The organism is Frateuria edaphi, from assembly GCF_021117405.1.
GTDB lineage: Bacteria > Pseudomonadota > Gammaproteobacteria > Xanthomonadales > Rhodanobacteraceae > Frateuria_A > Frateuria_A edaphi.
The window spans coordinates 3,570,448-3,583,116 of the sequence record NZ_CP088251.1 but is presented as its reverse complement, the minus strand read 5'-3'; the positions used below and the strand labels follow the sequence as shown (position 1 = coordinate 3,583,116).

Below are 12,669 nucleotides of genomic sequence, written 5' to 3'. Positions count from 1 at the left end.
GGGCTCGCGGGAACGCCGGCCTGCGCCTCGTGGTTGGCCGATAATCCCCGCCAGCCCCGGAGGACCCATGCCCGCACCCCCCACCATCCGCCTCGCCACCCGCGCCGATATCCCCAACCTGGTCGACTGGAACGCCGCCATGGCGCAGGAGACCGAAGCCAAGACGCTCGACCGTGCGATGCTCGCGCGTGGTGTCGAGGGCGTGTTCGACGAACCGCGCCGCGGCTTCTACCTGCTCGCCGAGCGCAACGGCATGCCGGTCGGCAGCCTGCTGGTCACCTACGAGTGGAGCGACTGGCGCTGCGGCGACTTCTGGTGGATCCAGAGCGTCTACGTGGTGCCCGCCGCGCGCCGCGGCGGCGTGTTCCGCGCGCTGTACGCGGCGGTGCGCGATAAGGCGCGGGCCGCCGGCGCGGTCGGGCTGCGGTTGTACGTGGAAACGGAGAACCAGCGTGCCCAGCGCACCTACGCCGAACTCGGCATGGAACCCTGCCATTACTTCATGTACGAGGAAGCCCTGCCGCGCACCTAGGCCGTAGCCCACCCGCGGTCACGGGGAATCCGACGCCCAGCGACGCAGGTGCTGTTCGGCCAGCAGCTTGCCGAAGGCTGTCGCGGTCATCGGCGCGCCGAACAAAAAGCCCTGCAGCTGTTCGCAGCCGGCGGTCCGCAGGTAGTCGGCCTGCGCCTCGGTCTCCACGCCCTCGGCGACCACGGTCTTGGCCAGGCTGCGCGCCATCGCGATGATCGCCTGGGTAATCGCCGCGGTGTCCGGATCGCTCTCCACGTCGCGCACGAAGGCGCGGTCGATCTTCAGCGCGTCGACCGGGAAGTGCTTGAGGTAGGACAGGCTGCAGTAGCCGGTGCCGAAGTCGTCCAGCGAAAGACGCACGCCGCAACGCTTGATGCGCTGGAGCAGCGCGATGGTGGCATCGCCGCCGGCCATCACGGTGCGTTCGGTCAGTTCCAGTTCGAGCAGGGCCGGGTCGAGCGCACAGTTGGCCAGCACCGCCTGCAGTTCGGCGAGGAAGGTGGCGTGCTGGAACTGCAGCGGCGAGACGTTGACTGCGATCGGCACGCCCATGCCCTCGCGGTGCCATACATCGGCCTGGCGGCAGGCCTCATGCAATACCCAGGCACCGATCGGCACGATCAGCCCCACGTCCTCGGCCACCGCCACGAACTGCTCGGGCGGATAGCGCTCGCTGCCGTCGGCGTCGTACCAGCGCAACAACGCCTCGGCGCCGACGATGCGGCCGTCGATGGCGTCCACCTTGGGCTGGTAGTGCAGCGACAGCTGCTCGCGCGCGATCGCCAGGCGCAGCTCGGCTTCGATGCGCCGGCGCAGCGACGCGCGTTCGTTCATCGAGGCGGTGAAGAAGCGATAGCTGTGCCGGCCGCCGACCTTGACCTCGTACATGGCGCTGTCGGCATTGCGCAGCAGTTCGTCGGCGTCGGCCGCGTCGTCGGGGCACAGGCTGATGCCCACGGACATGTGCAGCACCAGCTCGGGCAGGCCGGCCACCGTGGTGCGCTCGCCATGGGCGATCAACCGCTGTGCGACGCTGGCGGCCTGGCCGGGCGCTTCCACCTGCGGCAGCAGCACCACGAATTCGTCGCCGTGGTGGCGGCACAGGAGGTCGTCGTCGTGCAGCGCCTGGCGCAGCTGCTGGGCAAAAGCGCGCAGCACGCGATCGCCGTTGGCCGGGCCGTGCTGGTCATTGATCTGCTTGAAATGGTCGATGTCGATGTAGAGCAGGGCGCAGCGCTGCTGGCGGCGTCGCGCGGTCGCCACCGCCTGTTCGATCGGTCCCTGCATCTGGCTGCGATTGGGCAGGCCGGTCAGCGTGTCGAGCTGGGTCAGGTGGATCATCTTCAACGCCAGCGCGCGGGTCTCGCTGACGTCGCGGAACACCAGCACGCCGCCGATGGCGTGGCCGGCGTGGTCGTGGATCGGCGCGGAGGAATCCTCGATCGGCGTTTCGAAACCGTTGCGATGCAGCAGCACCGCCTTGCCCTCCAGGTCGACGATGGCGTTGCGCTCGATCGCCGCCCGCAGCGGGTTCTCCAGCGCGGTGCCGGTGCGTGCGTCGCGCAGGCGGAATACCTCGTCCATCGGTCGACCGCGCGCCTCGGCCGCGGTCCATCCGGTGAGGCCCTCGGCGATCGGATTGAGCGAGGTCACGCGCAGTTCCAGGTCGGCTGCGATCACCGCGTCGCCGATCGAGTTGAGCGTCACCTCGGCCAGCTCGCGTTCGCGGAACAGCGCTTCCTCGTATTGCTTGCGCTGGCTGATGTCCTCCACCTGCGAGACGAAGTAGAGCGGCTTGCCATGTTCGTCGCGCACCAGCGAGGTGCTGAGCTGGAAGTGCACGACGTGGCCGTCCTTGTGCAGGTTGCGCTTCTCCATCTGGTAGGCATCGGTGCGGCCCTCGAGCATCTGCTCGATCTGCGCCAGGTCGTTGCCGTAGTCGTCCGGGTGGGTGACGTCGGCGATGCTCAGGGTGAGGAATTCCTCTTCGCTGTAACCGAGCATGCGGCAGACCGCCTCGTTAACGCGCAGGAAGCGGCCATCCGGTCGCACCAGCGCCATGCCAACCGCGGCGTGCTGGAAGGCGCCGAAGAAGCGCTGCTCGCTCTCGCGCAATTTCAGTTCCAGCGCGTGTCGTTCGGTGATGTCGATGAAGACGGCGAACACGCCGTGCACGCGACCCTGCGCATCCGCGTCGGGCTGGAAACTGGCGTGCATGTAGCGGTGCGCGCGGCCGGCGAACAGCACCCCGTCGACCGTACGGGGCTGGCCGCCCAGCGCCGCCTGCAGGGCCTCGATCGCGCGCGCTGCGCTGGCCTCGTCGAGCAGCTCGGCGACCGCGCGGCCGGCCAGGCCCTCGGGCGCCACGCCCAGCCAGCGCCGCGGCGGCTCGTTCGCGTAGCGCACGTTGAGGTCCGGATCGAAGTAGGCGATCAGCGCGGGCACGCCACGCAGTACGTACTCGGGCCAGTTCCTGACGGACTGGCCGGCATCGTCGGGCGGGTCGGCCAATGACTCGTCCGGTGAACGGGGTTGGTTCATGGACTCCCCCGAGCGCGCACCCCTGCTCTGGAGTCCATCATGCGCCTGCCGCCGGGTGGATGCCACAACCGGCCGGCACTTGGGTTTTCTTGCCGGACGCACCTGTGCGCGCCCCCTGCGCGTCGCGGTCGCGCACGCGCGTTCCTGCATGCGGGACCCGGTCAGCGCCTCGACGGCGACGGCGCGGTGAGCCCGTTAGCGTCCAGTGCCACGTGACCCATCGCCTGCAGCGCGGGCTCGATGCCGTAGCGCGCGGCAAGGACCGCCACCAGCGGACCCAATGCCTGCGGCGCCAGCGGATAACCGTGCACGAGCAGGTGCGCGTGGCCATCGGCGCCGGCCTGGGCGGCGGTGATGGCCACGATGCCCAGGCCCGGCGCCTCGTGCGCGAACAGGGCCGGCGGTGCCAGTGCCGGGTCCGGTACGGCCATCGTTTCGAGCAACCAGCCCGCGTCCGCCTCGCCCTGTTCGAGCTTCAGCGGCAGGTGATGCGCCTGGAGCAGGGCGGCGTACTGGCGCAGTTCGAACACGAGCCCCGCGAAGCCGTGCGCACGATCCGCCGTCTCGCCAGGCTGGCGCGCCAGCCATGCCGAGGGTGCGCCCGCATGCACCGCACCCTCGGCATAGCGCAGCGGCAGCCCGCGCGCGCTGAGCGTGGCTTCGGGCTGGTACGGGGTGAGCAACGCGGCCTCCAGCAGGGTCCACAGCGGCGCGAGGTTGACGTGCTCGTATTGCACGCAGGTCAGCGCGAGCAGGTCGTTGCGGCTGAGGTAACGGGCGTGCTCGAGCTGCACGCCGAGCGTGCGCATCAACCAGTCGGCGGTGCGCGCGCCGGCTTCGCCGCGGCCGACGAGTTGCACTTCCATGTCCTGGGCCAGGTCCCGGGCAAGCGCCTCGGGCGCCAGCACCGACAGCGGCAGCAGGCGCAAGGCACCACCGGCGTGCCCCGGCTCGGGCACCAGCGTCGGCGCCGGCATCTGCTCCTCGTGGCTGCCGAAGGCCACGACGTTCTCCAGATGGCCGCGCGGGACGCGGCGGGCCAGGTCGTCCAGCGTGGCCCACACCGGGAAGCCCGGACGCAGCAGTTCGACCGGATCGAACAGCGCGCCGGCCAGCGCCAGCCGTGCCTCGCCAATGCGCGGCACCAGCGCGTGCAGGTCCTCGGCAATCAGCGCAGCCAGGGCATCGGCCTGGTCGCGGCTGAGCGTCATGGCCGCGGGCGAGGAACCGGGCGAACATTCCAGCGCGAGTACCGCAGGCAGGGCGATCAGCGGCTGCGCATCCATCGGACATTCCAGACAGCGGGGAACCGTCGATTATACGGAGCGCCCCCCGTTCACGCTTTTGGGCTTCCGCCGCATGGGCCTGCGGGTTAGCCTTTGGAGATTCCAGACCCCAGGACCGCCCTCGACATGGAAACAACCACGAAGCGCGTCGGTGTAATCGGCGGTGTGCGCATCCCGTTCTGCCGCAACAACACCGCCTACGCCGACGTCGGCAACTTCGGCATGTCGGTCAAGGTGCTCGGCGCGCTGGTGGAACGCTACGGACTGCACGGCGTGGAGCTTGGCGAGGTGGCGCTGGGCGCGGTGATCAAGCATTCCTCGGACTGGAACCTCGCGCGCGAGGCGCTGCTGAGCTCGGGCCTGGCGCCCACCACGCCAGGCATCACCACCGCGCGCGCCTGCGGCACGTCGCTGGACAACGCCATCATCGTGGCCAACAAGATCGCGGTGGGACAGATCGAGGCCGGCATCGCGGCCGGGGCCGACACCACGTCCGACGTGCCGATCGTCTACGGCGAGCGCCTGCGCAAGCGGCTGCTCTCGATCAACCGCGCCAAGGGCTGGCAGGACAAGCTTGCCGCCGCCACGCGGGGCTTCTCGCTGGGGGAACTGAAACCCTCGTTCCCGGGCGTGGCCGAGCCGCGCACCGGCATGTCGATGGGCGATCACTGCGAGAAGATGGCGCGCGAGTGGCACATCGGCCGCGAGGCGCAGGACCGGATCGCACTGGAGAGCCACAAGAAGCTCGCCGCCGCCTACGACGCGGGTTTCATGGACGACCTGGTGGTGCCTTTCCGCGGGGTCAAGCGCGACAACATCCTCCGGCCCGACACCAGCATGGAGAAGCTGGCGACGCTCAAGCCCGCGTTCGACCGCAGCTCTGGCCACGGCACGCTGACCGCCGGCAACTCCACCGCGCTGTCCGACGGCGCCGCCGCGGTGTTGCTGGCTGGGGAGGACTGGGCGGCCAAACGGGGCCTGCCGGTGCAGGCGTGGGTGCGCGATGCGGAGGTGGCCGCGGTCGACTTCGTCCATGGCGAGGGCCTGCTGATGGCGCCGACCGTGGCGGTGGCGCGGCTGCTCGCGCGCAACGGCCTCACGCTGCAGGACTTCGATTTCTACGAGATCCATGAGGCCTTCGCCGCGCAGGTGCTGTGCACGCTGCGCGCCTGGGAGAACGCCGACTACTGCCGCAACCGGCTCGGCCTGGATGCGCCGCTGGGCAGCATCGATCCGGCCAAGCTCAACGTGCACGGTTCCAGCCTGGCTACCGGCCACCCGTTCGCCGCCACCGGCGCGCGGCTGGTCGCCACGCTGGCCAAGGAACTGGCGCAGAAGGGCAGCGGCCGCGGCCTGATCTCGGTGTGCACCGCCGGCGGCATGGGCGTGGTCGCGATCCTGGAGCGCTGAGGTCCAGCGTGTCGCCATGCCGCGCCTGCGCGTCACCACGATCCTCAGCGTGCTTGGGTTGTTCATCGGCATCCTGGGCACCGACTGGTTGAGCGGTTTCACCGACGACTGGACCGGGCCGCCGCCGCGCGCGGCGGCAAGCGTCGTCGCGCCACGCCATCGCACGCCGCTTCGTCATCGCGCGCACACCACGCCGCGCGTGATCGGCGCGCAACCGGAATCGGAAACCGTGGCGCATCCGGCGCCGACGCTGCCCGTGGAACTGGTGCCGCTCGATACGCCGCCGGGCCCTTCCTCGTGGGCCGAACTGCGTGGCCACCTGGACGGCCGCGTGGTGCTCGAAATCGACACCGACGGCGGCGGTCGGGTCAAGGCCGCCGGCATCGCACGCTCCAGCGGCGACCCGGTGCTCGATGCGCACGCACTGGCCACGGTCAGGCGCTGGCGCTTTGCAGTACCGGCCGGCGCCACCGGCGTACAGGGCGAACTGCCGATGCGCTTCGACAGCACGGCGCCGGCCACGCCACCTTGAATCGATCCCCTTCGCCGCTCCCGTGAGCGGGTCGGGCTCAGGGAGTGGCTCTCGCGTCATAACGCCGTGCGGGATCGCACCTTTACCTCCGCCCCCTTCGGGGCGAGGGAATCGAGACGTCGCTACAGAATCCCGCTTGCGCTCGACCCGAACGCGGTGATCAGCCGCGTGTAGATCAGCTTCGGCGAGAGCGCCACGTCCGGGAAATCACCAACCGGCTCGTAACAGCTGTAGAACGCCGGGTCGCTGGGTCGCATCGGTGTGCAGCCGGCCTTGAGCTGGTAGCTGGTGGCGTAGCGGTAGGGCCAGAAGTCGAACAACGGCAGGCTTTCGGAAAGATCGCCGATGGCCTGGTTGAGCTTGGTCAGCACCGGCACTACCGGCCGCCGGGGCGCGATCACCCAGGCGTTCTGTGGCTGGGTGTCGCGCAGGATCGCCTGGCGCAGCTGTTGGGCGAAGCGCTGGTCGTAGACGATCACGCCGGCCTCGGTGTTGTAGTGGTCCGAGCGTGGGTCGAAGTTGTGCGAGCCGACCATCGCGAATCGATCGTCGACCACGATCGACTTGGCGTGCAGGGCGAAGCGGCGCCCCTCGCTGACCAGCGGCGCCGGGCGCTGACTGCTGCCGTGGCTGCCGAGCAGGCCGCGGCTTTCGGTGCCGACGTAGCGCTGCGAGGCATCGCGCGCGGGATCGCCACTGGCGTGCTCGCCGTCGCCGACCCATTCCAGGCTGGCAAACGCGTTCGCGGCCGCGGCATCGGCGGCATGCGGCTTCAGCTCGTAGATCTCGAAGCCGTAGTCCTTGAGGTAGCGCTTGCGGTGCTTGTAGGACACCGCGTAGACCGCGAAGGCATCGGTGGACGCGAGCGAGTTGGTCGACACCACGATGCGCGGCGGGGGGGTTGCCTCGTGCAGGCGCTCGAACAGGCGGCGCGCGCGGCGGCTCAGTACCAGGTAGGGCGTCTGCAGCACCACCTCCTGGCGCGCCGCACCGACCATCTGCATGACGTGCGCGGTGAACTGGCGAGCCTGCCGCTTGAGCGGCTGGTCGGTCTTGGCAGGCAGGTCGCTGAAGAACTCCACCGCGTCGGTCTGCAAGCTATCGGCCAGCACGTGCGCGCGCAGCCAGGCATCGTCGCTGGCCTCCTGCTCCACCCGATAGACGCGCTGCGGATGGTCGTAGTTCGGCGCCGGCCAGCCGGGGGCGGCCGGGTGGGCCAGGATGTAGTGGTTGACGTCGCGCAGATGGGTCAAGGGCACGGCACGCTTGTGCCGCCAGAACAGTGCAAAGCTCCTGGCCATCGCCTGCGCGGCGGGACCGCCGACCAGCACGTCGCGGTCGACGTAGTCGAAATCGTCGTCCCAGTCGAAGTAGCGGTTCTGGTAATTGCGCCCGCCGGTGATGCCGGCCGTGTCGTCCACCACCAGTACCTTGTTGTGCATGCGCTGGTTGAACTTGAAGAAGCAGCAGGCGATGCCGGCGGCCCACTCCAGCGGCGAGGTGGTCGCTTCGTGGAAGGTCGGGTTGTACAGCCGCACCTGGAGGTTCGGGCTGGCGCGGGCGAGGCGGTCGAGCAGCGCCAGGTCGCCGAAGGAGGACAGCTGGTCGGCCAGGATGCGCACCTGCACGCCACGGCGGGCCGCCTGGACAAGTTCGTCCAGCACCAGCTGGCCGGCGTCGTCCCGATCCCAGATGTAGGTCTGCACGTCGATCGTGCGGCGTGCGCCACGGATCAGATCCAGCCGCGCCACCATCGCCGGCTCGCTGTCTCCGAGCAGCGCGACCAGATGGCGCGGATGGCCGGGCGTGGAGGCGGCCAGGGCCTGCCGCGCCCCCTCGAGCAGGGGCGAGGGCCTGGCGCAATGGTCGGCGCGGTCGCAACTGGAGGTGGTCGGCGTGGTCGCCGCGACCACCGCGTCGGCGCGGCGGATCTGCGCGCGCGACAGCGTGCAACCCTCCAGCAGTGCGGTGGCGACGAACAGGATGATCAGGGTGAAATGGCGCAGCGGCATGCCGCGCATGATACGGGGGCGGCCGCGCACGTCGAGGCATGCGCGACCCGGTTCAGCCGCGACGCGGCGCGCGCCTTTAGTCCGGTGCGCGCGTGATCGCGATCGCAAGCGCGAGCTGCACGTGGTCGGAGAGCACGGTGCGATGGCCGCGCATGCCGAACGCGCTGCGCTCGAGCTCCCCGCGCGCCTCGACCATGCAGGCGTCGGCGGTGCAGCGCGCCGGCAACAGTTCGAAGCGCACCGGACGGGTCACGCCGCGCATCGTCAGCTGCCCCTCCAGCGCACCGCCGTCGTCAAGCGCACGGCGTGGCACCGGCTCGGAGACGAAATGCAGGGTCGGGTACTGCGCGGCGTCGAAGAACTCCTCGTCGAGCACCCAGTGGCGCAATCGCTGCGAGTCCATCGCAAGACTGTCCACCGCGACGCTGGCGTCGACCACCACACGGTCGTCTCCACGGGGTTCGACGGTGCCGGCGACCGATTCGAAACGGCCGTGGATCGTGTGCAGCCAGAGCAGGCGCACGCCGAAATCGACGTGCGAGGGTGGGCTCTGGAGGTGCCACACACGCTTGGGCGCGGCATGGACGGCGAAGGCGAGGACCAGCAGAACGGCCGCGACAGGCAGGCGCATCAGGGCGACCAGAATGCATCCAGCCGCGCGTTGCCCGGCTCCAGCGCCCCCTGCAGGTGCAGCACCGCCAATCCCGCCGGGGGCATGCCGCGGAACTCGTCCGAGCGGCCTTCCACCAGCAGTGCGACCAGCCGTTCGATACCCGGGTTGTGTCCCACCAGCAGCACGCAGCGCGCGTCGGCGTGCTGGTCGAGCAGGGCCAGCAACTCGCCCGGGGTGGCCTCATAGACCTCCTCAGCGAGGCCGACCGCGGCGTCCGGCACCAGCGCGCGCATCGCCAGTTCGGCCGTGCGGCGGGTGCGCAGGGAAGGCGAGCACAGGACCCGGTCGGGCCGCGCGCCGTGGGAGGCGAGCCAGCGGCCGGCCGCGAGCGCCTCCTGTTCGCCGCGTGGGCTGAGCGAGCGGTCGTGGTCGTCGTCGCCGGTTGCCGGTTGGGCCTCGGCGTGTCGCAAAAGAATCAGTTCCTGCATGGCATTCCTCAATGTTGGCGCTTGAGCCAGCGCAGCAGCGGCAGCCAGTCCTGTTGCTGGCTGCGCACCTGTTCGGAGTGATAGTCGAAGATGCCCTTGCCCAGCGCGGTGAGCAGGACGTAGGCCTGGCTGTCGCGCAGTTCGGCAACGACCGGGAAGGAAGAGGACTCGGCCAGTTGCGCCAGTGCATCCTGGCTGGCGTGGGTCCAGGGCTTGAGGCGGTTGCCGACCAGCGCCACCGGCAGCTTGCCGCGCTTGATCCGCGGGACGGCCGCGAGCAGATCGAGGAAACCGAGTGTCGCGTGCAGGTCGAACGAGGAGGGCAGCACCGGCACCAGCACCGCGTCGGCGACCTCCAGCAGCGGTTCGAGTTCGCGCTCGCCACTGCCGGCAGGCGTGTCGATCAGTACCCGTTCGGTATCCGGCGGCAGCCTGTGCAGGCCGCGACGTCCTTCCAGGCCCAGCACCCCTGGCATGCCGTCGGGTCGAAGCGCGGCCCAGCGGAAGCTCGAGCCCTGGCGGTCGGTGTCGACGATCGCGGTGTGCTTGCCCTCCTGCGCCCAGTGCGAGGCCAGCTGGGTGACCAGCGTGCTCTTGCCGCAACCGCCTTTGCTGCATGCCACCAGCACGGTCAGCATCGGATCGCCCCTTTTCGCCAAAGGTGGGGCAAGCGTAGCTGGTGGGCAGGGGAACCGCGAGTAGCGCGGAGCCGGGCAAATTCCGGAGGGACGCGATGCGTTGGATGCCCTCGCGTTGAGAGAGCCGGGTCAGTGCGCGTCGTCTTCCGCCTTGTGCGGCTTCCAGTCGGCCGGCGCCGTCGTCGGCATCCCGGCATCGCGCAGTGCGGCCAGGATCAGGCTCATCTCGGTGCCGCCGTGGCGGGCCAGCGACAGGAGATGCTGTGCCTGCGCCTTGTCGGCCTGCGCCCGCGCGGCCAGCTGAGTGAACTGCTGCACCTGCCAGATGAGGTCGCGGCGCTCGCGCTGGGCCTGCGCGCGTTCGTCCCCGTCGCTGGCGAGCACCTCGCGCAGGTGCAGGCCGAGCGAGCGGGCCAGCGGACTGGAACCCCATTCCAGGGTCTTGCCGAGCTGGCGGCAATCGGCGGTCAGCGCCTGGTCCTCGCCGGCCGCCTGGCACAGTTCCGCGGCGGCGCGCAGGCCCGGCTGCGGCTGCGTGCCCGCGACGCCGAAAACGATCATGGCCTGCACGCCGGCCGCGCCGGCGCCGGCGTGCGGGTCGAGCGTGGCATCCGGGGGCGGCAGCACGCTTACGCCGCTGGCGAGCGCCTGCAGGCTGGTACCGGTGTAGTCGTCATAGAGCTTGGCTTGCGCGGCGTGGGCCAGATCCGCGCGAGCGTCGTCGCGCTTGTCGTTGCGCAGGTCCTGGCCGAGCTTGAGCAGCCACACGGCCGCGTTGTCCGGCGCTTGCCCGACCAGTGCCGAGAGCGCGTCGGCATTGGGGCAGGCATCGGCCTTGGCGTCGCAGTCGGCCAGCTGGACCCAGCGTTGGGCCGGACCGTGGCCCGGTGCGGCCACCGCGCGGGCGATCAGGCTGTGGAAGTCGTTCCACTTCGGCTGGTCGGGCAACGGTCGCGCGAGCAATGCCGCGCCAAGCAGCGGCAACGCATCGGCACGCGGCGCCAGCACGCTGACCAGGTCGCGCTGGAAGGCGACCAGCGCCTTGGTGCGCGCTTCCTGCGCGGAGGCGTGGGCCTTCTTCGCCAGTGCGGGCGACGGCGCGATGCCGACGCCGACCGTGCAGACCAGGGCAAGGGCGAGTTGACGCAGTCCCGGCATCGCGTTCTCCTTGGGGCGAAATGAAGCGGCAGCATAGCCGGCATGGATTAAGCCAGCCTGATCCGCCGGCCGACGCGACGCGCACGGGCGGGTGGGGATGGTTAGCATGGTCGCTTCCCCGACGCGCGCTTGCGTGCACCCCGCAACGACCGGAGAGATGCCGTGAATTCGTTTAGCAGTTTGGCCGATGCCCAGGCCGCGCCGTGGTTCGTCGGCTGGGGCACGCTGGCGCTGATCAACGCGGGTTTGGCCCAGGGCAAGAACCGCAGCGGCCTGCTGTGGTTCCTGCTGTCGCTGGTGCTCGGACCGATCGCCACGCTGGTGCTCGTGCTGGTGCCGAAGGTGCGCCAGAAGATGTTCTGACCCGATCCCGCAGGGCGGGCTTCAGCCCACCGTTGCGGTAATGCGGGATGGTGGGCTCAAGCCCACCCTGCGGCCACTATTCGCCCAAGGACTCGCGCATGAATTCGGGCTGGGCCAGCGCCGCGCGATGCGTATCGGCGTTGTAGTAGCGGGTCGGGAAACCCTTGCTGATCGCGCCGCGCTCGCGGAAGCCGGACAGGTCCGCGCCCTTGCGCGCCATCGTGCAGCTCCACCAGCCGGTCGGGTAGCACGGCTGCGGGAAGGTCAGCGTCTTGACCGCGCCGAAGCCGGAGGTGCGCATGGCCGAGCGCATCGACTTGATCAGCTCCAGGTGCGCCAGCGGCGATTCGCTCTGTTGCACCAGGATGCCGCCGTGGCGCAGTGCCTTGTGGCAGCTGGCGTAAAAGGCGGCGTTGAACAGGCCCTCGGCCGGGCCGACCGGATCGGTCGAGTCGACGATGATCAGGTCCAGCGAATCGGGCTCGGCCTCGGCCATGTACTTGATGCCGTCGATGAACAGCAGCTCCGCGCGCGGGTCGCCGTTGGATTCGCACAGCTCGGGGAAATACTGCTCGGCCAGGCGCGTCACGCGCTCGTCGATCTCCACCTGCGCGGCGTGCTCGACTTCCTCGTGCTTGAGCACCTCGCGCAGCGTGCCGCAGTCGCCGCCGCCGATGATCACCACGCGCTTGGCGCGCGCATGGGTGAACAGCGCCGGGTGGGTCATCATCTCGTGGTAGAGGAAGTTGTCGCGGCTGGTCAGCATCACGCAACCGTCGATCACCATCAGGTTGCCCCAGTCGGTGGTCTGGTAGACCTCGATGGTCTGGAACGGGGTCTTCTCCGCATGCAGCAGTTTTTCCACCCGGAAGCCGATGGAAGAGCCGGAGGCCTGGTGAGCCTCGGTGAACCAGCTGAGTTGCGACATGGTGCTGTCCTGCATGGGGAGACGAGAAAAGAGCGGCATTGTAGCGGCAACCGTGCGCACGCAATGTGCGCGTTGACCACCTGTTGCCACCGACCGCCGCTACAATGCGCCCGGGCCGGCCACGAGCCGCCCTCGAGAGCCTGACCGGCCCCGCGGCGTGCGAGGCTT

12 protein-coding genes are annotated in these 12,669 nt (G+C 69.9%); 4 read left to right on the top strand and 8 right to left on the bottom strand.

What is annotated here, in order from left to right; translation table 11 throughout:
- Positions 1–67: 67 nt before the first annotated feature.
- Entirely contained in the window at positions 68–532 is a 465-nt protein-coding gene (locus tag LQ772_RS16520; RefSeq protein WP_231322467.1) for a GNAT family N-acetyltransferase, read from the top strand.
- An 18-nt stretch (positions 533–550) separates the two neighbouring features.
- Here LQ772_RS16520 and LQ772_RS16515 read toward each other — a convergent pair whose 3' ends face one another.
- Entirely contained in the window at positions 551–3,073 is a 2,523-nt protein-coding gene (locus tag LQ772_RS16515) for a sensor domain-containing protein (RefSeq protein WP_231322465.1), read from the bottom strand.
- Between the two features lie 161 nt (positions 3,074–3,234).
- Positions 3,235–4,359, bottom strand: coding sequence for a hypothetical protein (locus LQ772_RS16510; protein WP_231322463.1), 1,125 nt, complete (start codon positions 4,357–4,359; stop codon positions 3,235–3,237).
- A gap of 126 nt (positions 4,360–4,485) precedes the next feature.
- Here LQ772_RS16510 and LQ772_RS16505 point away from each other — a divergent pair, with 126 nt between their 5' ends.
- A complete protein-coding gene (locus LQ772_RS16505) occupies positions 4,486–5,769 on the top strand; it encodes an acetyl-CoA C-acetyltransferase (RefSeq protein ID WP_231322461.1) in 1,284 nt (427 codons plus the stop codon).
- Between the two features lie 16 nt (positions 5,770–5,785).
- Positions 5,786–6,301, top strand: a complete 516-nt coding sequence (locus LQ772_RS16500) for an energy transducer TonB family protein (RefSeq protein ID WP_231322459.1) — start codon at positions 5,786–5,788, stop codon at positions 6,299–6,301.
- A 122-nt stretch (positions 6,302–6,423) separates the two neighbouring features.
- Here the strand turns inward: LQ772_RS16500 and LQ772_RS16495 are convergent, their stop codons facing one another.
- From LQ772_RS16495 to LQ772_RS16475, 5 genes are all read right to left on the bottom strand, one after another.
- Complete coding sequence (locus LQ772_RS16495) at positions 6,424–8,313, bottom strand: phospholipase D-like domain-containing protein (protein WP_231322457.1); 1,890 nt, start codon at positions 8,311–8,313, stop codon at positions 6,424–6,426.
- Positions 8,314–8,389: 76 nt separating this feature from the next.
- Entirely contained in the window at positions 8,390–8,944 is a 555-nt protein-coding gene (locus tag LQ772_RS16490; protein ID WP_231322454.1) for a YceI family protein, read from the bottom strand.
- On the bottom strand, positions 8,944–9,414 hold the full coding sequence (locus tag LQ772_RS16485; protein ID WP_231322452.1) for a SixA phosphatase family protein: 471 nt from the start codon (positions 9,412–9,414) through the stop codon (positions 8,944–8,946). The genes LQ772_RS16490 and LQ772_RS16485 overlap by 1 nt, the downstream gene beginning before the upstream one ends.
- A gap of 8 nt (positions 9,415–9,422) precedes the next feature.
- Positions 9,423–10,052 carry a ParA family protein gene (locus LQ772_RS16480; RefSeq protein ID WP_231322450.1) on the bottom strand — a complete coding sequence of 210 codons (630 nt, stop codon included), beginning with the start codon at positions 10,050–10,052 and terminating at the stop codon, positions 9,423–9,425.
- 129 nt (positions 10,053–10,181) lie between these two features.
- A complete protein-coding gene (locus LQ772_RS16475) occupies positions 10,182–11,210 on the bottom strand; it encodes a hypothetical protein (protein WP_231322448.1) in 1,029 nt (342 codons plus the stop codon).
- Between the two features lie 162 nt (positions 11,211–11,372).
- Here LQ772_RS16475 and LQ772_RS16470 point away from each other — a divergent pair, with 162 nt between their 5' ends.
- Positions 11,373–11,573: an antitermination protein NusB gene (locus LQ772_RS16470; protein WP_231322447.1), complete on the top strand. Its 201-nt coding sequence runs from the start codon at positions 11,373–11,375 to the stop codon at positions 11,571–11,573.
- Between the two features lie 76 nt (positions 11,574–11,649).
- Here LQ772_RS16470 and speE read toward each other — a convergent pair whose 3' ends face one another.
- A complete protein-coding gene (gene speE, locus LQ772_RS16465; protein ID WP_231322446.1) occupies positions 11,650–12,501 on the bottom strand; it encodes a polyamine aminopropyltransferase in 852 nt (283 codons plus the stop codon).
- Positions 12,502–12,669: the final 168 nt, after the last annotated feature.

Excerpts from the sequence above, each read along its gene's own strand:
- LQ772_RS16510 (WP_231322463.1), bottom strand. The coding sequence starts at position 4,359 with ATGGATGCGCAGCCGCTGATCGCCCTGCCTGCGGTACTCGCGCTGGAA.
- speE (WP_231322446.1), bottom strand. The coding sequence starts at position 12,501 with ATGTCGCAACTCAGCTGGTTCACCGAGGCTCACCAGGCCTCCGGCTCT.
- LQ772_RS16495 (WP_231322457.1), bottom strand. The coding sequence starts at position 8,313 with ATGCCGCTGCGCCATTTCACCCTGATCATCCTGTTCGTCGCCACCGCA.
- LQ772_RS16500 (WP_231322459.1), top strand. The coding sequence starts at position 5,786 with ATGCCGCGCCTGCGCGTCACCACGATCCTCAGCGTGCTTGGGTTGTTC.
- LQ772_RS16520 (WP_231322467.1), top strand. The coding sequence starts at position 68 with ATGCCCGCACCCCCCACCATCCGCCTCGCCACCCGCGCCGATATCCCC.
- LQ772_RS16480 (WP_231322450.1), bottom strand. The coding sequence starts at position 10,052 with ATGCTGACCGTGCTGGTGGCATGCAGCAAAGGCGGTTGCGGCAAGAGC.
- LQ772_RS16490 (WP_231322454.1), bottom strand. The coding sequence starts at position 8,944 with ATGCGCCTGCCTGTCGCGGCCGTTCTGCTGGTCCTCGCCTTCGCCGTC.
- LQ772_RS16485 (WP_231322452.1), bottom strand. The coding sequence starts at position 9,414 with ATGCAGGAACTGATTCTTTTGCGACACGCCGAGGCCCAACCGGCAACC.
- LQ772_RS16515 (WP_231322465.1), bottom strand. The coding sequence starts at position 3,073 with ATGAACCAACCCCGTTCACCGGACGAGTCATTGGCCGACCCGCCCGAC.
- LQ772_RS16475 (WP_231322448.1), bottom strand. The coding sequence starts at position 11,210 with ATGCCGGGACTGCGTCAACTCGCCCTTGCCCTGGTCTGCACGGTCGGC.
- LQ772_RS16505 (WP_231322461.1), top strand. The coding sequence starts at position 4,486 with ATGGAAACAACCACGAAGCGCGTCGGTGTAATCGGCGGTGTGCGCATC.